Genomic DNA, 22,984 nt, shown 5'->3' with positions numbered 1-22,984 from the left:
AAAGCACATCCATAACAATTATTTACAGGTGATCGCGCAATACCCAACCCCGGACAAAGAGCACCGCTATGATGTGAGCATTTTAGTCAATGGGCTGCCCTTAGTGCATATTGAGTTGAAAAGAAGAGGGGTTAAACTAGAGGAAGCCTTTAGACAAATCCGAGGCTACCATCAAAAGAGCATGGGCGCACCCGGTAGCTTATTTGGCTTTGTGCAAGTCTTTGTGATCAGCAATGGCACACAGACCAAGTATTACAGCAACACCACAGCCAGCGATACGAGCAAAAACTCTTACAAATTCACCAGCTTTTGGGCGGATCAAGAGAACAAGCGCATTGAGGATTTGCAGGATTTTATCCCCACTTTCTTTAATAAACACACTCTATTAAGCCTTTTGCTTTACTATTGTGTCTTTACCAGCGAGTCTAAGTTATTGGTCATGCGCTCTTACCAAGTGGTTGCCATCGAGGAGATTTTAAAGCAAGTGGCGATCACACACAACAAAAAGGAATACGGCAAGTCTAAAAATGGGGGTTATATTTGGCACACCACGGGCAGTGGCAAGACTTTAACTAGCTTTAAACTCGCCCAGCTTGCCGCGCGGCTGGACTTCATTGCTAAGGTGGTTTTTGTGGTGGATCGCAAGGATTTAGACCACCAAACCATGAAAGAATATGAGAAATACCAGAAAAATAGCGCAAGCTCCAACAAGAACACCAAGACCCTACAAATCCAGCTAGAAAACCCCGATCCTAACAAAAAGACCATCATCACCACGATCCAAAAGCTGCATAAATTCATCAAGGGCAATCCTAAGTCCCCCATTTTAGGGCAAGAGGTGTTGTTTATCTTTGATGAGTGCCATAGAAGCCAACTGGGTAAAATGCACGCCGACATTGCTAGGGCTTTTAAGAAACACCATTTTTATGGATTCACCGGCACGCCCATTTTTGAGGAGAATTGTGATGGCAAAGAATACGCCATCACAAAAGAGAGGTTTGGCAGAGAGTTGCACCATTATACGATTGTCAATGCCATCCACGATGGTAATGTTTTGCCCTTTTTAATGCACTACTGCAACACCAACACGGAGCTAAAGAGCGAGGCGGATTTTTGCCACCCTCAACGCACCGCTAGGGTTGTAGAACACATCTTGAATAACTTTGCCAAAGTTACAAAGGGGAGTTTTAACTCCATTTTAGCCTGTGCTAGCATAGAGATGGCTAAAAAATATTACCAAGCCTTTAAAGAGTGTGCGCATCCTTTAAAAATAGCCATCATCTACAGCTATAGCCCCAGCGATGACCTAGAAGATGAGAACAACGAAGAGGCGGGCAAACTTGAGCAAAATGACAGGGATTTTTTAGAGCAAGCGATTCAAGATTATAACCACGCCTTTGAAAGTAATTATGACATTGGGATTTTCAACGATTACTATAAAGATATCTCTTCGCGCATGAAGAAAAGAGAGATCGATCTGCTCATTGTGGTCAATATGTTCTTAACCGGCTTTGATGCCCCCACTTGTAACACGCTTTGGGTGGATAAGAACTTAAAATACCATGGCTTACTGCAGGCCTTTTCAAGGACAAACCGCACTTACAACAGCGTTAAGAGTGAAGGCAATATCGTGTGTTTTAGACCCTTAGAAGACAATTTAAACGATGCTTTAAGGCTCTTTGGCAGAAAGGATTCTCATGAGATTGTGATCTTAGATGGCTTTAAAGAAATCTATGCAAAATACGAAGCCTTGGCATCCAAGCTCTTAAGCACATATCCCCTCCATGCATTTTCCCAGCACACAAAGGCAGAGAGCGCACAAGAGGCGTTCATTGATCTTTATGGTGAAATTCTAAAAACACGCAATGTTTTAGTGTGCTTTGCAGAGTTTGGCTCAGATAAGGACCCCATCAGCCCTAGGGATTTGCAAGACTACCAAGGGCATTATTTAGACTTGTTTGAAAAGTTTAGGAGACCTAGAGCAAGTTCAGACAAGGCGCGTAAGGAATTTGACGACAATTGCGTGTTTGAGATGGAGCTCATCAAGCAAGTAGAAATTAATATTGATTATATTTTAAACCTCATTGCGGAGGATAAGCCCAAAGAAGACATTTTACGCGCCATCAAGTCCAGCCCCAAAATGCGTAGCAAACAAGAGGTGATTTTAAGCTTTTGGGAGTTTTTCAAACAACATCCAAGTGCAGATATCCAAGCCAGTTTTAGAGACTATATGGATAGCCAACGGCAACAAGAATTTGCCCGCATTATCCAAGATTACAAGCTCCAAAAAAAACCTGCCCGTGATTTCATGTCCAAAGCCTTTAAGCACCATAACATCAGCTTTAAAGGGACACAGTTTCCCACACTTCTGCCTAAAGAAGGGGCATCGTTTTTTAGCAGAAACCCTGAAGGTCAGTCCATGCGCAACCAGCTAAAAAACAAAATCCAAGCAGAGTTGCAAGCCTTTTTTGACAAGTATCACGACATTTCTAGTCGGGATTGGAGATAGTGAGCGGTTTAATGGGCGAAAATTTGGATTTTAAGGCTAAACAAGCGCAAATCCAACGATTTAAAGAGGATGTGAGAAATCTCATATCCTTAGAGCGTTTGAAGACCTATGACAATGACATTGCCAAGCACAACGCTAGTTTAGAGTTTAACGCTAGGCTCACTCCAAAGATTGCCAGGCAGAGATTTATCCAAGAAACATTGTAGATTTTTGCATGCAATTAGTCACTGGCAGTCCAGCTTGGATTATCAACACGCCTACTTAAGCAAAGAGATAGAGAAAATTCATAAGCGAACAAGGAGAGATAAGTCAGCCCAAGATAATATAGACCATGCCCAATCCGTTGATTTTAAAGCTTACAATTCGTATTTGCTGTCTAATTTAACCTTGGGGTCTGTTATCGTTGTCATCAAACAAAACCATTTGCAAAATTTGATCTTTGATTTTAGAAAACATAGACTAGATTTTAGGGATTTTTGCGATCTTAATAGGAGGGTGGATTTAAAACTTCCTAACTACCACAAGGTCAATGTCATTTTAGACTTATTTTCTAATCTCAGGAATGCCTGTTTTCATTGGGAAAATTTAGCAAAAACTAGAGTAAAAGATGGCATTGCCTACCCTAGGCTCTCTGTGCGTATTTGGAGTGCTGAAATGGGTTTGCATTCCAAGCGGATTGTGAACCTTGCATACGAAAAGATCGAGCATTTTTTAGAGTTTTTACTGCAGAACTTAGGACAAAAAACCTAGCGAAGCAACTAAAAACTAACATTCGAGCCGGGGGAGCCCCCCGTTGAATTTCATGCTTACTGTTACACAGATCGTGTAAAAAGCTCCTTAACAATATGAAAACATAACCGCAAACAAAATAAGGATATACTAGACACATGATCAGAAAAAAGAAAGCAACACAGACACTAAAGCCCCGTATAACGCTCCCACCACCCTTTGGATTAAAAGATTTTGAGAATAAATTTTTGGCGTTTTAAAGAGAAAAAATTATTAGTGGATACACACATCGGTTGCGTGTATGCCGATAAAGCCAAAGTGTGTGGATATGGAGCGGTGCTCACTTTGTTTTATAAAGAGAAAGATGAATCTCTTTCATTAGAGCAAAGAAAGCTTGAGCCTTGGCAACACCTAGAACACATCTTGCAGGGCGTGCCACCCACTAGCGTGCTGTCTTGGGATTTGGATCGGATGTATTTGTATACTCTATGCAAAGTCTTAGGAAGTATTGGACGACCCTCTTATGTCTTTTTACACACAAAGTCCTCTTATCTTTTGGAGAATGTCCCCCATTTTAGATCTCTAATAGATCGCCCTACTCTAAAATACGAGGATTTATGGATGCGCTTAGGGCATTTATTAAATGAACACACTCTCATTTTTGACACAAAATGGTGTAAGAATGTGTGTTTTAAGTTTGCTTGGGACAACATCACCACTTCTTTACAAGAACGCAGAGAAAAACGAGAGGAGTTGAGGGCATGCAGGGCGCAATTGAAAAAATACAATGTGCAATTAAAGCCATATAAACACGAGAGACTTAAACAGCATATTGCTTCCAGCTTTGCTATGGCAAAAAGAGGGACAAAAAGAAAGGACGGGTGAATGCGCTAACACTAGGCTTATCATCTGACCCATTTTGTGTGGCATTCTCAGCTAGTCGTTGGTGTTTTACCCAAACCAAACCCCCTCTTCTCTCTCTTAATCCGCTCCAACTCTTGTACGCTCAAATTAGAGTAGCTCAAAGCCTTTTGTCCCCCAAATTCCTTAAGCCCAATCAAACTCCCAAAATACTTTTTCATAAAGGGGTTTGCCTTTTCACAAAAACGCCAAAGGTATTCTAATTCAGTGTTGGCATTTGTCAGCTGTGTAAAAAACAACCACTCTTCAAGAGCATCAATAAATTCAGTGGTATCTGTTTCAACTTCTTTAAGTTTAGCCTGTAAGTCTTGGTGTTCTTGCTCAATCCGTGTGAGCCTTGAATACTCTTTACTGGAGATAAACATCCCTTGCTCGGGCATTTCTGTCTTTGGGTCTAAAACTTCATAAATCAAACTCTGAAAGCGCATTAGGTTTTCTTTACTCAAAGCCTCAGAATACCTTGCTAATTGTTTGCCACTTTTTAAATCCAAAGTGAAAAACCACACTTCGTAAGCGACAGGTGTAATTTGAGTGTATTCTAGGAGGGCAAATCCCGTAGAGCGGGCAATCTTACCGATTAAACGAGTGATTTGGCTATGGCGTGTGTTGTCATAGACATTAAATACAAGCTTTAAGAGCGTGTTGTCCTTTAGAGGAGCAAATCCACTTCTTTTCCTGCCTTGTAGGCTGGATTTGCGCTCTTTGGCTTTTTGATAAAGCCTTTCAAGACACTTTAAACTTTTTTTATGAAACAAACCCAGTGGGTATCTTTTGGGAGGCGGAGGCGTGAAAAGATCAAAGCGGTGATCTACTGGAACCTCAGGCACTTCTAAATAGTTTTTATTGCGCCCTCTACACACGATGACAGACAAGGCAGGTTTTTGCTGTGGGCTATTGTTATGGTTTGGAGATTCTGACAAAATCAACCTTTTTTAAGAAATTTAAGAAATTCAAAAAATGTTTATACATAAAAATCTAATTAAAATCAAGTCTTGCGTTTTGTATGTGAAAATAGATATTTGTTTATACAATTAAGAAATGTGTAAGCTAGAGTGTTTTAGCATGGTTGTGTTTTTCGATAACCTTAATAAAAACTGAAGGTGAAGCGATGCAAAAATTCATTAAAATTGGTTACTACAAGTTGCAAGAGTTTCTCATTAGAAAAGGTGTGCGTTACGATTTAGCAAAACGCATCAGCAAGCGCATTTTTAAAAATGGGGGCAAGTTGCCTAAAAATTATGCTCTTGATTTTGTCAAAGAGCATGAAGCCTATGCCAAGACTTTGTTAAAAAAACAGGGCAGAAAGTTGGGAGATGAGGCTTGGGACTTTCCTAAATTAGGGGAAGAAAGAGAAGTCCAAAAGCTTGATTTTTCCCAAATCGCCCAAGATTGTGGGGAGTATTGGTTTTTCCCCCAAATCTGCCAAGAACGCCAAAGCATAGAACCCAAACAGCTTTTTGCAAACTCTGCTCAAATTGAAAAATTTATATGCGGGTGCTTTTCCTTTTCTAAGCAAATTTGCGATCATGTCGCCCAGCATTATCTAAAGAGCAATTATGGAGGGTTGTTTGGCGATTTTAAAATCTCCTTTGAAGCTTTTAAGCAAGATTTATTGAAGACTTCCAAGGGCAATGATTTTGAGTTGTGCAAGGCTTTTTGTAAATTACAACCCTATTGTGTGGATGGAAATTTGGTGTTTGCGATTACACCCAATGCGAGCACTCCAAAAGTTTCATTGCCACGCGAATCCACTGATCAGTTCTTGAAGTTTTTAGAAGAGCAAGAAAAAAAGGATAAAGCTGTTCTTAAATGCCTGATTGACACTTTGTGCAAAAAGCCATTAGGTTTTACGCCATCGCACCAAGAAAAAAGACTCACCCGTTTGCACTTAGAGAGAGATTGTGGACTTTTAAAGTTGGCACACACACCAACGATAGAGGAAGACTTAAAAAATGCAAACATTGCCTTTCTAAACGTGTTTAACTCCGACACACACCACTATTACTTTCCGGTGGCTTTTAGATTGTGGGCTTTGGCGCGTTTAAAAGACCTCTTGAAAAAATCTGAATTGAGAAGCACTCTAGAGACCCTATATGATCGGCTAGAGTACCCACAACAATTTATATTAACCCATCTTCATGAAATTAAACGCCGTGCGCTTTGGTCTTACGTGCATGACTTGCTAAGTCATTTACAACTTCCTTTGCGTGTCGTAGCGCAAAAAGAAACATGGCAAGTGGAAAAAGTTTCTAACTTTTTCCCCCTTGCCATCTCTTTAAACCAAAAGCCCACACCCATACACGAGATACGCACTTTACTGGTGTTGGACAACCCTAAGATTAATAAAGACAGCCTCTCCACACAAAAAGAGCAACCACCCTCCATGCTTGAAACGCCTCAAAAAGAGCCAATGACCCAAGAAGAATGGGATGAGTGGGAATACCAACAATATGAGGCTTTTTCAAAGGAACAAGCAAAATTGTTATCTAAGATGCTAGAGGAGGGCAAATATCCCTTTGAAGATGAGCCACAAACTTCTTACACTCCAGAGGCACTATACAAATACTTGGACTGTGTGCGCGGTCAAGAAGAGGCCAAGGAGGCACTTTGTGTTACTCTTAGCGATCACTATGCCCGCTTTAATGGCAACCCATGCATGCCTAAAACCAACATGCTTTTAATCGGCCCTTCAGGCAGTGGCAAGACTTTCATGACGACCACGCTGTTAAAAAAGCTAGACATCCCCTACTACATCGCTGATGCTTCTAACTTAACCCCTACGGGATGGAAAGGTGAGGAATTGATGAGCATCTTTGTTGGGCTATATGTCAGTGCAGGCAAAGACATAGAAAAAGCCCAAAAGGGGGTGATATTCTTAGACGAGGTAGATAAGCTAGGCATGGAGGTTACCGACAACCAGTTTAAATCTTTGGTGCAAACCGAATTGTTAAAGCCCATGGAAGGGCACACAGTCACCTTCACCTACGACAAGCAAGACATCACGCTTAAAACCGATGAAATTTTATTCATCTTTGCGGGGCATTTTAAAGACCTTTACACGAGCTTAAACACAAATGCACAGCCTAAAAACTCCATTGGCTTTACAAACACCAAGCCCACACCGTCAAGCACAACTCCACAAGAAGTGAGCAGTCAGGATTTACAGCGTTGTGGGCTGTTTAGAGAGTTAATCGGGCGCATTGGCAATATTGTGGTGTTAGAAGATGTCGATCATAAAATGCTCTCTGATGGCATTCCACAAGAGTTAAAGCCCTCCCAAAACTTCTTTAGAGAGCATGGCAGTGTGTTAGAAATTGATGAGGAAGCTAAAAAGATATTGATTGAGAAAGCCATGCAAGAGGGCACGGGCATGCGTGCCATTAAAACCCTTTTAAACCGAGTGATCCACCCATTGAGATTTGACATGGAAAAGTGGCGTGGCTACAAGTGCATCATCACGGCAGAAACCATCACAAACAAAAAAGAGCCCGTGAAGATTCCATTAAACACATCTAAGAAAAATAGCTAATGCTTGGGTGTTTTCAAAATGGCAAGATACAAATTTCATTACAAAGGAGAAGAGATGTTGTCTAAATCTAAGTTTATTCAAGGCATGCAATGCTCCAAAATGCTGTGGCTTGCAGAACACAAACCAGAGATTTTAGAGCAAGCCAATGATGCGTATGGAGAACTGGACGATAAGATGCAAGAGGGCAAAGAGGTGGGGCAGTTGGCGCGGGAATTGTTTGCTGGAGGGGTGGAAGTGGCTTATAACACAGACACAAAGCAGATGGTGGCACGCACACAAGAGTTATTAGAGCAGGGTGTTGAAACCATTTATGAGGCCACTTTTGAGTTTCAAGGGATTGTTGTGATGGTGGATATTTTAGAAATCCGCAGCGATGGCGTGGTGTTAAACGAAGTGAAAAGCTCCACGAGTGCCTTTGATGGCAAAAACAATAAAGACAAGGACAAAATAAAACACAAAGAAGAATACTTATGGGATTTAGGCATCCAATACTATGTGTTGGCTGGTTTGGGCTATAACATCAAAGGAGCTTTTTTAATCTGCCTTAACAACACTTACATTAGAAAAGGCCAGCTAGATTTAGAGCAATTATTCTTAAAAAACGATTTTTTAGAGTTTATCAAGGATTTTCAAAGCGAAATATCCCAGCGTTTAGAGGACATACACAACACCCTAAAAAACCCACAAGAGCCAGATACCGACATCGGCGCGCATTGCAATCAACCTTATGAATGTTTGGCTAAACATCATTGTTGGGAGAAACAGCGGGGGATTGTGGGGCATGAGCACATCTTTGCCATTTATCGACATGGATTTAGCTCCAAGATCATGAAGTTGTACCAAAACAAGAAAATCTTTTTCAAAGATTTAGAAGAGAAGGACATCCTAACTCTCACAGACAATCAAAGAATACAAGTAGAATGCGCTAAAACAAACACGATACACATAAAAGAAGGCAAAATCAAAGAATTCTTATCGACTCTAAAGTACCCCGTCTATCATTTGGATTTTGAAACTTATAAGCCTGCCATCCCTCCATTTGATGGCACAAAACCCCATGGGCAAGTCCCCTTCCAATACTCTATCCACATCGATCATGGCGATGGCAAGTTAGAACATGGGGAATTTTTAGCCGCGTGTGGCACAGATGGGCGTTTGGAATTAGCCCAAAGATTGGTGGCGGATATCCCGAGCGGTGCGTGTGTGCTAGCCTATCATGCGGATTTTGAAGAGAGGGTGCTAACAGAGTTAGCACAACTATTCCAAACAGCACACCAAGACCTAAGTAAAGCCTTGCTTGCTATCCGTGATCACATCATTGATCTAGAAACCCCTTTTGCCAAGAAATACCATTACACCCCCGGTATGCATGGCAGTTCTAGTATTAAAAATGTCTTGCCTGCTTTAGTACCCGAATTTGAAAAGGCTTATAAGGATTTGGAATTGGTGCATAAAGGCACAGAAGCGATGGCCATCTACGCCAAAATGCCTAGCATGCCAAAAGAGCAACAAGACAAATACAAAAAAGCCCTTTTAGAGTATTGCAAGCTAGACACCTTGGCGATGGTGAAGGTGTTAGAGGTGTTAAGGGGGATGTAAAGGTTTTATGGCTTTGGTGAGTGGCTTAGTGCAAAGCTCTCATCTGCTCTTGAATAACTTTTTAAGAGCTTTTGGCAACTTAAGCCATCATTCTAGCCTCCTTTTTTTCAGTCCAAACAGTTAAAATGCCCAGAATCAATGCAAAACAATGCTAAAAAGCGAGTATAAATGCACTACACCCTTAAAAACAAAGACCACCCCGTTTTAGAACTTGAAGTTTCAAACGAGGGCACAAACCTACACTTTAAAGTGTTAAATGAAGCTCTATTGCCCCACTATATCCGTGTCAATAGCACAAGTGAAAAACACCTTTTAAGATAGCTACGCAAGCGTAAAGTCCCCGATAACCGCTGTTTTGCTTTTTCAATCTTAAACGCCCTAGAGGGAGGTTTAGAGGCCGATGAAAAAAACCCTTTAGCCTACCTAGATACAACTTGTGCCCTTTCCTTGAAAGACAGCTTTTGGGTTGTGCCTACTAACAAGGCGCATCTGTATAAATGGACTCATGTCAATCTTTTTGAAAATGCGTTTAACCCCATTTTGCAAGAAGTGGCGATCACGGGGGCAAGGGGGCAAACGCAGGGACAAATTTTAAGCCCTGAGCCCACAACCGATGGCATGCTTAGAAAGTGTTGGTATAGAACCCCTCAAGGCGTTATTAAACTCATCAAAGGGACAGGGGAGGGAGATGAAGTGCGCTATGTTGTAGCTAGAGAGCCTTTGTGTGAATACTACATGCCACAAGTCGCACAAGCAATGGGCTTAGATTGTGTGGTTTATGGTTTAGAAAAAGGGATTGGGGAATGGTGAAGGCGTGAAAGGTTCAGCACTTGCCCGCTTTTTACAAGTCAAAAAGTGGGGTTTTTAGCCATTTGGGAGTGTTTGCTTTATGAGGTGTTGCGTTCAAAAGAATTAGAGCAAGCCATAGAAGCGGTGATGGGTAAGCAAGTCTTTAGTGATTTAATGCTCTTTGATGCCGTTATTGGCAACATTGACCGCCACTTAGGCAATTATGGCATGCTGATTAACAACGACACAAATGAGCTCATAAAACCCGCCCCTATCTTTGACAATGGGCGGGCGCTTTTTAACTTTCTCAATCGATGGAGGATTGAAAATTATTTTCATTTACATCACTCGCAACCCTATTATTTCAAAAGTAGCTTGGGCTACTACTTTGATAGACTTGTTAAAATGCACGCCACACCTAAAAGCTTAGAGTTATGCGACAAGCTCCAAGACTTCACATTTACCCCACACCCCAAATACCGCCCAAGTCGTGGTTTAATCAAGGCATGTAGTGAAGTGATTTGCCAAAGAGCAAAGGATGCTAAAAGAGTGGTTTATGAGGCATTGAGCAACCACAATTAGTAAGTCTTAGCCTATTGCAAATCTCTAGGGCTAAAGTAGCTCTGCATCCATTGCCTTAAAGCCCTACCAAACAACCCCCTATTTTCTGGGCTTTAGAGTTACATTAGCCTTTGTTTGTTAGAAAGAAGGTTTATGCGTTTTTCAATGTGGATACTTGCGCCCGCCATTTGCTAAAGCCTATGCTTATGCCCTAAAGTGTCTTGTTTCATATCTTGCTCCACTTGTTCTAAGCTTTGCTCTTGGCAACTTTCTAAGAAACGAGCAAACCCGCCACAATCACCCTCTGCCTTACAACTTTCTAAAAAGCTCAAATACTCCGCCCGCCGACTATCTACAATCAAGGGCGGGATTAAGTCGTTTTGGATAGCTTGAAATGCCATAATAAGCCGACCTGTGCGCCCATTGCCATCAATGAAAGGGTGAATACGCTCGTATTCGGCGTGAAACACAGCAATTTGGATTAGGTTAAGGGCATTACTTGGATATTGAAACAATGAGTTTTCTAACTTTTGGGCGATAAAAATGGGGGGAGTGGGGGCAAAATTTGCACCCGCTACAATGACTTCAGCGGTGCGGTAAGTGCCGATGGGCTTAGAAACAAATTGCGGGGTTATGTCTAAAGCGGTCTTAAACAACAAATAGTGTAAATCTTTAATAAAACCTGTTGTTAAAAGCGTGTCTTTGTTGCTAGTTTCACGCACAACTAAGTCATAAGCATTAGCAAAACCCAAAATAATGAGCTGTTCGTGTAAGGGTTTGTTAGGTGCGGTTAAGCCTTTGTCTAAAAGTTGCTCAGTTTCACCAAATTGCAAACTTAAACCCTCTATGGCGTTGCTGTGGTACGTGAGTGTAACACGCAAGGTTCTAAAAAGTTGCTCCCTTTGGAGTAAAGATAAGTCGATTAGTTTGTATGCCATAAAAAGAAATGCATACAGAGATAAACAGCTGTTCTTTTATTGCCGTCTGGAAATGGATGAAATTTGACACATGAAAAGAAAAGGTGCACTATTTTGCTCTCAAATGTTGGGTAGTAATCATCGTTCTTAATGTGTTCGAGCACACTCTCAAGGTAACCTATGCTAGTAGGGTTTATTCCTTTTAGTCCCCCCGTCAGCTCCAATATCTCATTATGTATATCAATGGCTTCACCAATATTGATATAAATCAAACTATTTGTCTGCCAATCTTTTATAGACCGCTAAAATGTTTGGATCTTCGAGTCTTTTTCGACATGCAACACGGGCATCTTGAACGATTTTTGCGCGTTGTTCTTCACTTATTTCTACCTGCTTTTCATGTAATGGCTGTTTCATTTCAACTTGTGTATGTTTTAAATTTGGCATATATTCATCTCCAAAATGTTTCGGTAATTATATCACTCTATGGAAGTTTTGGGGGCACTACTACTAAAACGCCCATTCATCTATTTTTTTCTTGCCTATAATCGCATGCACTGATCTGTTTAATCAAATCCACACTTTTTATAGACAGCGTGATCACCCTAAGCAATGTTTCAAAGATGTATTTATCGCCCGATTAAGCGATAGAACGACTGGTTTTAAGGCTTACATTTACCTTTCTTGGATACAACGCGCGGTTTCATTTTTAGCTTTTGTTCGTTAGCAACGTGTGACAGCCTTGCATTAATTCTCTACATTTTAAATAATAACTAATGTTTTAAATTGAACTTAACCAAATACAAATTATCTTTTATTGCCCGATTGATAGAGGTTAAGAAGTTTTGTTAAAAGGATTGTGTTTTGGTGGTTTTACTATTGTTGTGGTGTTGCTTAAAATGATATGGCTATTTGCTGTGGTTTCTGTTGTTTAAGCCTAGTGTCTTGTAGAGAGGTTATTAAGTGGAATGCTTGGCTTGATCAAAGCTTCACATCCTAAGCTCACCAAAATTGTTAGTGTTATGCTTCGTTTATTTTTTAAATAAATCACCGTGATCATCCAAGCGTGCTAACTCCAATACACTATCACTACGGATACGATAGATCTAAGATTAGATCGGGTCTATGTGGCAGTCATAATAACCTGCAAGTTTTCCCTTCAGTGGGTGATTTTTGTATTTAATAAGAAAGCCCGGCTAAACCCAACCTTTTTAAGGTCTTTATGAAAACTATTCGAAGCTTCAATATCTAAGCCCATCCACCATCCCTACGAACTCTTGCAGAGAAAATTTAAGTTTCTGCCCTCTTGTAATTCCCGTATCGCTTCTAGGGCTTCCTGATTAGGTTCTAAGACTTCTCTTTGATGGATAAACTCTTCTAGGGCTTTTTTAAACTCTGAACCCCTAAGACAGCTTGCAGTTTTTGAGCTAGAGAATCAGGAATTTCAACTAACATGTTTTCTCCTTATGTCCTAAGTATTTTACTGGAGAATATCCCAGACTTGCTTAGAAATATCTGCATGGCAGGGGCTTTACGAAGTCTTAGTAATCTGCGGATTTCATTGGTAAAGGTTTTAATATCTTGTGGTGTGGGTTTCTCTACCTTAAGTGCAGACATATAGATTTTGTTGATTTTTGCTTGCATTCTCTCTTGGCAGTCTGTAAAGGTATAAGGTTCAAGCTGAAACTTTTTAGTGGTCTTGATGATTTCAGTATCAAGATCGTTTAATTCTTTTTCTATGGCCGTTGTAACCACTAGCCACACCTTTCTATGTCTGCCCATAGGTCTTTGCCCATGAGATATGTTGTGAGCATCTTAAAGATTTTTCGCCCTTGTACCCTTTCTCGATCTGTGGACATATTTTACCCGCTCGTTTTGTTCCATTCATCTCGCTTGATGATTTCAAATCATTTAAAATAGCACTAAATATGCTTGAAGGGTTTCATTTACTGCCTTTGTTGTATACAACTAGAGCTTCCATCCTTTGGTTTTATTTATGTTAAGGTTTTGCATTGACCTTAATTAGCTAAGACTCGAATTTTGTGCTATTTACTTCTTTGATCTATATATTCAAATAGTAATTAATATTTAAAATTGTATTAAAACGATAAACGATTAGGAGCACAAGGGATACGATCATTGCTCGTTTTATTGTGCAAAGTAAAGTGTGGTAAAATGTGAGGCATGAATCACGAGGGCCTGATTTTTGATGCTTAATAGAGAAAATGTGGAATACAACAATTCAGAACTTGTGCAAGACGATGGTTTAGATAATCTAAAATCTATACAAGATCTTAGAGGTTTTAAATTTCTTGTCCCTAGTTATCAGAGGGGTTATAGATGGACAGAACAAGAGGTCAAAGATCTCTTGAACGATATTTGGAATTTTGACTTTGGAAAAAATAATGGAGCTAAGTTTTATTGTTTGCAACCAATAGTGGTGAAACAAGATTCAGAGGGAAAATATAGGGTTATTGACGGTCAACAGCGACTTACTACAATCTTTTTGATAATTGAATACCTTAAAAGTGCTGAGGAGGGATTAGAAAAAGAAAGTATTTACAAAAACAGTCACTTTGAAATAGCATATGAAGCACGTATGGGAAGTGCAGAATTTTTAAAAAAAATCAAAGACAATTTCCAAAGCGATGAAACCAAAGAGAACATCAAGACAAACATTGACTTTTATCACTTCGTCAAGGCTTATGAAAGCATCAAAAGATTTTTTGAAGATAAAAAGAAAGAGGAACGAGAAAATTTTTTATTAAACTTTTTAGATCCACATCAAGAAAAGTACAAAATTCTTTGGTATGAAGCGCTCGATGAGGAAAATGAAGTTTTTAGAAGACTCAATAGTGGCAAAATCCCCTTAGAGGAAGTAGAGAAAATTAAGGCATTATTTTTGAGTAAAGGTGCAAGTAGCAAAGAGGATAAAGATGAACAGACATGTGAACTTAAAGAAAGGGCAGAGTTTTGGTATGAAACAGAAATTAAAACGAGAGAAAAAAAGAATAACGCTATTTATGGAGATTTTATTTATTGTTGGTTAAGTGCTGTCAATCCAAAGAGAGATATCATGTTCGTCGAAGAATGTTTAAAGGATGATATTGGCAAGAAAAAATCAAAAAAAAATACTTTTCCTATGTTGCGCGATAGCATCCAAAGAATTAGGGTTTATTTTGAAGCTGTTGTGCCTAACAAAGAGATAAAGGAAAAGGGTCTTTTTCGTTGCATTTACGATCAGTATCTTGCAACAGAAAAAGCAGAGAAAATACAAGAGATGTGGGATGAAGTTAAGCGTGCTATCATTTTCTTTCACGATCACGCTTACATTTCCAAAGATGATGATAGGACTAGGCGGAAAATCTTTCACTATCTTGGTTTTTTGGTTTATAATGGTATAAGCATCTACAATTTATACCAAGATTGGAAAAAGAAAGCCAATAATTCGAAAAATGAAGCTGAGAAAAAAGAAAAATTTGTAGAGCTCCTCCTTAAACGGGTAAAAAAAGAAGTTCCTAAGAATATTGAGGATTTATGTTATCCCAAAGATAGGAAAATCCTGAAGTCTTTACTTCTGCTCTTTGAACTAGACTATTGGATTAATGGTTCAGATGATGATTACAGTGAGGAAAAAAGGGGATACGAGGAGGGCTATTTTGAATTCAATCGTTTTGCATTGGGGGAGTGGACATTAGAGCATATTCATGCACAAAATTCAAAGGGTATTTCCACCACCATGAAAAGTGAGAATAAGAAAAGTGAGCAGGATGAGAGGGAAGTTACGATTGAATGGTTGAAAGGTGTGGAAGAGTGTGAGGTGAGTGAAGAGCTCAAACAAGAGATTAAGGAAATGCTGGAAATTTTGCAAGAATCTAAGACAAAGAATAAACAGCTTGATTCTTTACAAAAAAAAGAATTAAAAAGCTTGCTTAAAAAAATTGATGACGATTTTGACAACAGAGATGATTTACACAAAATTTCTAACCTAACTTTGCTAAGTAAAAGTGCCAATAGTGCAATGGGAAATCTTATTTTTAGTAAAAAGAAAGAAAAGATTGATAAATTTGGATGGTTCTTTTTTACCACTACCAAGATGATTTTTGCTAGAGATTTTCTAGAGTTTCATGAAAAAAAAGAAAAGAAAGAACTCCTTTCCTATAATATCTTTACATTAGAGGATCGAAATAAGTATTTGGCAGCGATTAAACGGCGTTTAGCATCGTATGTTAAGAACAGCAATGAAAAGATATAATTTTAAAAATTTTTTAAAAGATTACAAAGTGGAAATCCCTATCCTTCAAAGAGATTATGTTCAGGGTCGTAGGGATCAAAAAAGTATTGCCACCAAGTTTCTAAATACGCTTTTTGAAGTTTTGAATGGTGAGAGAGGGAAGTTGCACCTAGATTTTATCTATGGTTATGAAAAGGATAAAAAATTTATTCCGATTGATGGACAGCAACGGATCACCACATTGTGGCTTTTACATCTTTACCTCTATAAACTAGCAAGTAAACTCGATACCGTAGATCAGCGGACATGTAAGTCTGTAAGAGATATTCTCAAAAATTTTACTTATTCTGTTCGCACAGGCTCCAAAGATTTTTGTAAAGCACTTGTTCTCGATTCGGAGAAAAAATTTGAGAATTCCTTGAAAAGTCAAACCATAAGACCGAGTAAGGCTATAAGAGACGCAAGTAGTGCTTTCGGGGGATTGAAAAATTTGGATAATGATCCGACCATTGGTGCAATGTTGTGTATGTTGGATTTGATATATGACCATTGTTGCAACAAATATGAGTGTTGCAGTGAAAGCAAAGAGAAAAACAAAAAGGGTATTGCACGACTAAAGAAAAATCTTAAGAATTTAGAAAACATCACTTTCGATGTTTTTAACATGGGCAAGTTTGAGCTAGGTGAGGATCTCTATATTAAGATGAACGCTAGAGGTAAACAATTGAGTCCGTATGAAAATCTCAAAGCCTTTATGGAGGAGAAGTTAAATATCAAAGACCACGCACAACTCTTGAGACATATTGAAAATAAATGGAGCGATTACTTTTTCGAGGGGGAACCTGAGAAATTTGATATTGGAGGCTTGCGTTTCTTGCACTATGCTAATATCTTTTTCAAATATAGCCAAGGGATAAATAAGGTGGACGACAGCGATGATATCCATAATCTAGATAGGCCAGTCGGCGAGTTTTATGCACCATTGCAAGACATCGAAAATATTCGATCGCTAGATCGTGTCATGAACATTCTTAAAAAAAACCGTGGTGAGAAATTTTTTAAATTTGAACCGAAATTTTCTATCAAATTAGAACACAACGAAATTTGCCATTTTTTCTCTCTATTAGCTTTAGCTGAAACAAATCAAGAACAAGGGATCGGACAGCAAGCTCTTACAGACTATTTAAGGGTAAGCAAGCATCTCATAGAAAACTGTGAGATATCTACAAATGACATCGAAAAATTTTCTCACCTTTTAAAATTTATTTCTGAGGGTTGTCACGATAAGAATATTTATGAGTTTTTATCTTTAGGGGGAAAATCAGAGAAGGATAAGGAGAATGAAGAAAATATTACAAGTTTCCACCGTAAAATTTATCTTCTAGAAAAAAGAAAGGCGATGCTCATTAAAAATGATAGAGAGAGGGAGAAAGGCTTTGAAGATTGGGAAAATATTTTGAACCTAACTAGCGATCACTATATTTTGTGCGGATGGGTAGATTTTTTGTTAGATTTTAGTGATGAAAAATTTGACGGGAAAATAGAGCCTATTTCTCAATCTTCTGAGCCATCAAAATATCAATGTCCTAATTTGGAGAAATTCCAACAATATGCTCATCTTACTATGCTAATTTATAGTGAAGAATTTCTCAAAGAGTACCTTGCCCTATTCCAGAGGGCGTTTTTGTGCATGGGAGATTATAGTTTTTATCAGACTAATTATTTTTACGGACACAAACCAACTAAACATGTTAGAGATCAAGAGGCCACTAATCGACTTTTGAGTGGCTCTCAAAATAAAGAGAAGCTACCCTATTTTCAACATCTTTTGGACGAGATTATTAAGGTTAATGGAATCAGAGAGGCTATAAAAAGAATAGTAGAACAGAAAAAGGAAGAAGAATCGACTAGGATCCAAGGAGAATTGATTGGAATGTTAAAGAAAAGGATGGAGGAAATCGTAAAAAGTTATATGGAGAGCGATGCTTTTTTCAAAAGGGCATGGTGGGATCAACTTTTGATTAGACAAAAGGGATTGTTCGAATTTTTAAATGAAAAGCAGGATGTCTTTGAGAGAACTCGCAGAATTGCTTTTAAACCATTTAAACCCAAACCTGGTGATCTGGTGCTTGTGAAAGTTTCTCTTTTACAAGGGGTGAAAGATTCTTCAAGTGCACGTGATCTATTAGGCTATGGTTTTTATCTCTACTGCAGAGAGAAAGGTGTTACTGGACTAAGCGCGGAATACACTAGCAATAGTAAGAAAGATGAGGACTATTACAAGAGCACTCACTTCAAAATTGGTGATAAACATGTCTTTGCTAATAGCCAAAAATCCGAAGTTAAAATAGGTGAGAATACCTATCCCATTGATCTAGACAATGTATTCGGGTCTTTTGACAAGATTTTGGAAAAAATTCCTGCAAATCCTTATTGTTAAATTGTTAAAAAAGTATAAATGGTACACTTGCGTTGCGCAAGTTTGTATATTCTGCATGCATTACGCCTTTGAGAGCTACTCAAAAGTCGAAAGGTAGTTTCTCTTTGTTTTGATAGACATTCTATCAATTTGGACTTACCCCAGTCACAGTACAAAGATTTGCATAGAGTGGTGCGTATACCCACAGATACACAAGGGCAAGATGGACAACGCCACGACATAGAAACCTATGCTCGAAAAGAGAATCTAACCGTTGGTAAATGGATTGAAGTAGAAATGAGTAGCAAATAAGGTACAAGAGCAACGCCGTATTTATGAACTCAAGCGAGAGCTTAAAATGGCCGAATTAACTTGCTTGGGGCGTTCAATGGTTGAAGTGATGAACCTAATGGAGTTCTTTAACCAAAACGGCATTTCTGTGTGCTTTATAAGGCAGCCCGAATTAAGCACTTATGACAATGCATTAGGTGAGCCAACCATAACCATTTATAGCTATGAGCTCCAAAAGATCAAAGCTACCATGAAAAAGCAAATTTGCTAGAGCAATACGAAAGAGCTTTGAAGATTGAGCGAGCTTTTGGGGCTATGCTAAGTGCCACGAAAGCCAAAAAACCTAGCAATGAGCCTAAACGCCCCGTAGGCCGTCTCAAGAAAGAGCAACCAGCTCACACAACCCAAGCTCCACAACAAGCCCTTATAGCTCACAGAACCCACAAAGTCCACAAAATTGCTCACAAAACCCAAATCCAAGCCCAAATCCAAGAAAAGGGGCAGACAAGACAATGAACCAATAGCCCCAAAGACTGCTCCAGAGAATACATAGCGTTTTTAGAGCCATAAACTGGTCATACAGCGCGATTTTGGCAAAAATAGTAAACCCCCCCACACCGCCCATTACCAAGCCCACAAAATCGATTGTGGAGCGTTTTAGAGCGTTCTATGACTATCTTACCAACTTGTCTAGCTCGACTCCTTCCCTTTATACCTTCTCTTCACGCCATATCACGCCTACAATCGTTACTTCACCCCTAACCCATAAACCCCCAAGAAAGCGTCCTATGGCCTTTTAAACGCCGACCAAGAGCAACAGCAAAAGGGAGATGTGGGCAGGCATGTTTAGCTAACTTTTGCATTAGTTTAATCTCTATATATTTGTATTTGTTATTTATATTTTCAAAGTAAAAGTATTAGTTTAGTTTATTGTTACTCAAAAGCGTGATCTCTACTTTTGTCCCCTCGTTTTGCAATAACGCAAAAAACTTACAAGCTTGGGTTTTTTAGGACAATCTAGTAACTTTAAAACGGATTGTGTCCTGAAAAGGGTCTAGTGGGTGATTCTTATTAAAAGTGCTTTTCTCACGCCCCAAGTGTTGTCTTTCAGCTTTTTAGCCACCAAAGCAGACTTTATGCGCCGTCTTACCATCTCTCGTTCGGCTTTGGCTAGATAGCTGTGTTTGCCTATGTCGGCAATGGTGTTCAAGTGAAGTCTATCGCCCCCTGGGATTTTGGGGGTTAGGGGTAAAGGGTGGATTGGTGGGTTTGGGTTAAGTCGCATTCTCGCATTCTCTAATAAGACGCCCTATTTCAAAAGCAGCCGCACGATGCCCAGACTTAACTTCTGCTATTTTTTCATTAGTTTTTCTATCGCGATAATATTCTCCCTTTTCATCAACTTCAATTAAATCCAATATAAACGACATATCATAAATACGATCAGGCTTTAAAGGAGCACAGATAGAACTTGAAATACCAGCTGCAATGGAATGGTTACCATTGGCCCCGACCTTAGCAATACACCAAGGAAGCCATAATATTATGTCATGTCTGTCACACTGAGGTTTACCCTCCTGATTCTGTTGTTTCCACAACTCCCATTTAGGTGTCCTGCAATCTCCGTAACTACAAAGCGCATCAAGATACTTACCACTATCCCACGTACAAGCAAATATAGCATCCTTGTTAAGACACAACGCATGCTTCGAAGCATTAAATTCCAACTCGTTTTGCTCTGATCGTTGCCCTCTCATAAAATCCATTACGCATGGTTCAAAAAAATCACACTCTATCATTCCCCCTCCTTCTAAAAAGTGCAAAAAAAGCTCACTTTGCAAAGGACGCAAAATAGCATACACTAACTCTAAGAGGCATTGGCGTTTATGACTACTAGAATTAGCTTTGCCTTTCCCATCAATCGTCTTTACAATATACCTTGCACATTCCATCAATTGCCTATAAATCTCTCTTTCCTTCTCTGTGCATATTTTCTCTTCTTCCGCACGTATTCTTTCCTTCTCTATACGCACCCTATGTTTCACCGCGCGCTCCACCTCTTTTTTCCTACATTTTATACACCTCATCAACAGACCTATTAATCTTCTCGACAACGTACAAAATCCTAATAAATTTCTTTTTTGCAGGATGAATCGGCTCTTCAAAAAATTCTTATATACTCCACATTAATGCCCAAAATGATCTTACTACCAAGATAAAGCAGTAGTTATATTGTGCACCTAGTAGCATTGGTCGACTCGTGGCATATCAAAGGAGGCGATAGCCAAACATACTGATGTGTCCCCCCAATGTCAATTAAAACACGGTTATAATCTTATATGTGCCATTGGCACAATGAAGTTTAGGTAATCTCAAACCTAATCGACACATCAAAAATAGGTCAAACAGACAAGTTTTTCAAATTTTTGGAGGATTTTAACTTTTTCTAAAGAAGAGGTTGGATACGCTCGAATCACCACATCCAAAGCGTATCAAGTGTATGGTAAGAACCTAAAACTTAAACCTCCTAAAAAACAGAAAGCCTCCCAAACTAAGGAACAGGAAGGCACACCCCCAATTCAGGATGCTTTGCAAAAACGGGTTTCTAAACACAGACGGCAAAAATACAGCGCTGCAGCGCAAAAATTCAAGCAAATCTACCAAGCCTTGAGCGATGAGAATCGCTTAGGATTGTTAGTCCAATGAAAATCGCAATGCCTTGAAAAAGATTAACCTTGAGATAACTAATGGTGGCAAATCCAAAAATCCCAAAGGTGGTGGTGAGCAGGACCACTATCAAGACCCTCAAAACATCAATTTCAAGTTTAATGCGTTCTTTGCGGCTCAATACGCAATCCTTTGACTGGGGCAAGGGTAGCATAGTTAGGCTGGTGTGGATTAAAAAATAAAAAAGTTAAGGTCTTCTCAAAAATTCTAAGCTCTTGTAAAAAGTGTATTTTTCAACCATTTTTGGCTATATTTTGCCCTACGGATGCCATAGCAGGTCGCCTTTTGATCACAATTTGGAGCATAAGCGCAAGCTTAAGGTCGAAGACTGTAGGGGGTGACATCTTGGAAAGAGACCCCGCTATGAAAATTTTGATAGCGCTTGTGGTTTTGGCGGTGCTGGTCACGCCGTTGAACTAGAAAAACGAGAGGCGACCTTTCTATGGGGCTGTCTCCCACCACAAGGCTATTGTATCCGAACTTAGCTAAACTGCTGTTTAATCTATTTTTTTATTTTTTTATCCAACCAACCTACCATTTACCTTCAACCATACAAAGAAATCACCCCCGCGGGGTGATGAACTTCATTTGAGAAGTTGTTAAAATATTTGCCAATGTTGCCAATTTTACGCTGCCAAGGTTTTTTATCTTGAAAACCAAGCCTACGATGTGATAACCCCCAAAGTGTGTTGTGAGCTAATACCTCTATACAGTCCATCTATTTTGATTGTGTTTTTTCTTTCTCTTGTTGATTATGTATCCATAGATGTAGCGGCTGAACGCCTTGTATAATTTGCTTTGTAGGGTGGAGATTATGGAGCTAGCTCTCGAGGAACTCGGGGCAGAACTTTCTGATATAGTATTTGATATTGTGATAGAGCTTTTTTCCCTCATTGTTGGCTCCGATGAGACAAATCAACCCCCCAGTTCCAATCACACCTAGATCAAGCCTAGTTTCGGATTTTTTAGAACCATAAACCCCCAAGTTCCTAAAGTTCTCAAATACAATTTTGCGTGCGCGAGCAATACCCACCTTAAACCCTTTTAATTTTTGAACTTAGAGACAAAATTATACAGAAAATCATATTGTAGATGCAAATTTTAGGCCTAAGATTGACATACCCCTAACGGCTAACACAGGGGATTTTGGATCATCTAGTTTGCCCGCTGGCCGTTTTATAGTCTATATTCATGCCAAGAGCAGATGCCCTTTTTACGAAATATTCACACTTACATTCAAATCTTCATCTGGTGCTAGTGCAACACCACAAGATTAGCATTGAAAAACCTCGAAGAACACAAGGCAAACCTGGAGCCTAGCGAAGTGGAAAAAATCCAAAAAGCGTTAAGCGATTTGGAAAGCACGCTCAAAAACGAAAACGCCAACAAAACGAGTAAGGAGGCGCACAAGCCTCCAAGAAAAAAGACGATGATGTGATCGATGTGGAGGCAGAGTAGCCTTTAAGCCCTGCTTAGAGCTCTTTTAGGGGGGTTAGCACACCCCCTAAAACTCTTAGTTTCCCCTTAAGCCGTGGGGGTAGCGGTGTTTTGTTGGCTTTATGCGAGAGGGTGGTCCATCTTCTCAAGCCGCCCTAGTGGTAGAGCACACAGTAATTAAAACATTACCAGCACAAGTAAAACAGCACTCCAAGCGCCTTTGAGTCTTGGCAGTGAGGCGCAAAAAATCCTTTTTGAATGCCAAAGGCTTCACAACAAGCACAGCGCATCACAATAAACATGGCGTGCAAAGTGGGGTTTG

General features: G+C 39.5%; 20 protein-coding genes. 13 read left to right on the top strand and 7 right to left on the bottom strand.

Annotated features, from left to right (window positions below; translation table 11 throughout):
• The 4 genes from HAL07_RS07805 to HAL07_RS07795 all read left to right on the top strand — a co-directional run.
• Positions 1 to 2,509 (top strand): type I restriction endonuclease subunit R (locus tag HAL07_RS07805; protein WP_053945693.1); only part of this gene is annotated, 2,509 nt, incomplete at its 5' end.
• Entirely contained in the window at positions 2,509 to 2,715 is a 207-nt protein-coding gene (locus tag HAL07_RS08095; protein WP_053945650.1) for a hypothetical protein, read from the top strand. The genes HAL07_RS07805 and HAL07_RS08095, both read left to right, overlap by 1 nt.
• Before the next feature lie 217 nt (positions 2,716 to 2,932).
• The gene (locus HAL07_RS08045) at positions 2,933 to 3,259 is read left to right on the top strand and encodes a hypothetical protein (protein ID WP_238374510.1); all 327 of its coding nucleotides are present in this window, start codon (positions 2,933 to 2,935) and stop codon (positions 3,257 to 3,259) included.
• A gap of 255 nt (positions 3,260 to 3,514) precedes the next feature.
• Entirely contained in the window at positions 3,515 to 4,123 is a 609-nt protein-coding gene (locus HAL07_RS07795; RefSeq protein WP_156295967.1) for a hypothetical protein, read from the top strand.
• Between the two features lie 47 nt (positions 4,124 to 4,170).
• Here the strand turns inward: HAL07_RS07795 and HAL07_RS07790 are convergent, their stop codons facing one another.
• Positions 4,171 to 5,079, bottom strand: a complete 909-nt coding sequence (locus tag HAL07_RS07790; RefSeq protein ID WP_053945647.1) for a hypothetical protein — start codon at positions 5,077 to 5,079, stop codon at positions 4,171 to 4,173.
• A 188-nt stretch (positions 5,080 to 5,267) separates the two neighbouring features.
• Here HAL07_RS07790 and HAL07_RS07785 point away from each other — a divergent pair, with 188 nt between their 5' ends.
• From HAL07_RS07785 to HAL07_RS08245, 5 genes are all read left to right on the top strand, one after another.
• The gene (locus HAL07_RS07785; protein WP_053945646.1) at positions 5,268 to 7,688 is read left to right on the top strand and encodes an AAA family ATPase; all 2,421 of its coding nucleotides are present in this window, start codon (positions 5,268 to 5,270) and stop codon (positions 7,686 to 7,688) included.
• A 54-nt stretch (positions 7,689 to 7,742) separates the two neighbouring features.
• On the top strand, positions 7,743 to 9,287 hold the full coding sequence (locus HAL07_RS07780; RefSeq protein WP_053945645.1) for a DUF2779 domain-containing protein: 1,545 nt from the start codon (positions 7,743 to 7,745) through the stop codon (positions 9,285 to 9,287).
• 168 nt (positions 9,288 to 9,455) lie between these two features.
• Positions 9,456 to 9,608 (top strand): hypothetical protein, encoded by a 153-nt coding sequence (locus HAL07_RS08090; protein ID WP_202903497.1) that lies wholly within the window; start codon positions 9,456 to 9,458, stop codon positions 9,606 to 9,608.
• A gap of 147 nt (positions 9,609 to 9,755) precedes the next feature.
• Positions 9,756 to 10,097: a hypothetical protein gene (locus tag HAL07_RS08250; protein ID WP_053945644.1), complete on the top strand. Its 342-nt coding sequence runs from the start codon at positions 9,756 to 9,758 to the stop codon at positions 10,095 to 10,097.
• Between the two features lie 45 nt (positions 10,098 to 10,142).
• Positions 10,143 to 10,658, top strand: coding sequence for a HipA domain-containing protein (locus HAL07_RS08245; protein ID WP_053945643.1), 516 nt, complete (start codon positions 10,143 to 10,145; stop codon positions 10,656 to 10,658).
• A 170-nt stretch (positions 10,659 to 10,828) separates the two neighbouring features.
• Here HAL07_RS08245 and HAL07_RS07765 read toward each other — a convergent pair whose 3' ends face one another.
• The 4 genes from HAL07_RS07765 to HAL07_RS07755 all read right to left on the bottom strand — a co-directional run bounded on the left by HAL07_RS07765 (position 10,829) and on the right by HAL07_RS07755 (position 13,309).
• Complete coding sequence (locus HAL07_RS07765; protein WP_053945642.1) at positions 10,829 to 11,575, bottom strand: Fic family protein; 747 nt, start codon at positions 11,573 to 11,575, stop codon at positions 10,829 to 10,831.
• Positions 11,560 to 11,826 carry a type II toxin-antitoxin system death-on-curing family toxin gene (locus tag HAL07_RS07760; RefSeq protein WP_053945641.1) on the bottom strand — a complete coding sequence of 89 codons (267 nt, stop codon included), beginning with the start codon at positions 11,824 to 11,826 and terminating at the stop codon, positions 11,560 to 11,562. The genes HAL07_RS07765 and HAL07_RS07760 overlap by 16 nt, the downstream gene beginning before the upstream one ends.
• Before the next feature lies 1 nt (position 11,827).
• Positions 11,828 to 12,001, bottom strand: coding sequence for a hypothetical protein (locus HAL07_RS08000; protein ID WP_156295966.1), 174 nt, complete (start codon positions 11,999 to 12,001; stop codon positions 11,828 to 11,830).
• Positions 12,002 to 13,018: 1,017 nt separating this feature from the next.
• Positions 13,019 to 13,309, bottom strand: coding sequence for a hypothetical protein (locus HAL07_RS07755; RefSeq protein WP_053945640.1), 291 nt, complete (start codon positions 13,307 to 13,309; stop codon positions 13,019 to 13,021).
• 472 nt (positions 13,310 to 13,781) lie between these two features.
• Between HAL07_RS07755 and HAL07_RS07750 the strand changes: the two genes are divergently transcribed.
• The 3 genes from HAL07_RS07750 (at position 13,782) to HAL07_RS08410 (ending at position 18,769) form a co-directional block, all read left to right on the top strand.
• Positions 13,782 to 15,809, top strand: a complete 2,028-nt coding sequence (locus HAL07_RS07750) for a DUF262 domain-containing protein (protein ID WP_053945639.1) — start codon at positions 13,782 to 13,784, stop codon at positions 15,807 to 15,809.
• Positions 15,796 to 18,228, top strand: coding sequence for a DUF262 domain-containing protein (locus tag HAL07_RS07745; protein ID WP_053945638.1), 2,433 nt, complete (start codon positions 15,796 to 15,798; stop codon positions 18,226 to 18,228). The genes HAL07_RS07750 and HAL07_RS07745 overlap by 14 nt, the downstream gene beginning before the upstream one ends.
• Before the next feature lie 337 nt (positions 18,229 to 18,565).
• A complete protein-coding gene (locus HAL07_RS08410; RefSeq protein ID WP_156295965.1) occupies positions 18,566 to 18,769 on the top strand; it encodes a recombinase family protein in 204 nt (67 codons plus the stop codon).
• A 783-nt stretch (positions 18,770 to 19,552) separates the two neighbouring features.
• Here HAL07_RS08410 and HAL07_RS07735 read toward each other — a convergent pair.
• Positions 19,553 to 19,708 (bottom strand): hypothetical protein, encoded by a 156-nt coding sequence (locus HAL07_RS07735; protein ID WP_156295963.1) that lies wholly within the window; start codon positions 19,706 to 19,708, stop codon positions 19,553 to 19,555.
• Between the two features lie 64 nt (positions 19,709 to 19,772).
• Positions 19,773 to 20,543 carry a DUF6710 family protein gene (locus tag HAL07_RS07730; protein ID WP_156295962.1) on the bottom strand — a complete coding sequence of 257 codons (771 nt, stop codon included), beginning with the start codon at positions 20,541 to 20,543 and terminating at the stop codon, positions 19,773 to 19,775.
• 1,961 nt (positions 20,544 to 22,504) lie between these two features.
• Here HAL07_RS07730 and HAL07_RS08035 point away from each other — a divergent pair.
• A complete protein-coding gene (locus HAL07_RS08035) occupies positions 22,505 to 22,663 on the top strand; it encodes a hypothetical protein (RefSeq protein ID WP_162200579.1) in 159 nt (52 codons plus the stop codon).
• Positions 22,664 to 22,984 lie beyond the last annotated feature (321 nt).

It is taken from the genome of Helicobacter ailurogastricus (assembly GCF_001282945.1).
In the GTDB taxonomy this organism is placed as follows: domain Bacteria; phylum Campylobacterota; class Campylobacteria; order Campylobacterales; family Helicobacteraceae; genus Helicobacter; species Helicobacter ailurogastricus.
This window is presented reverse-complemented; position numbering and strand designations above follow the sequence as displayed.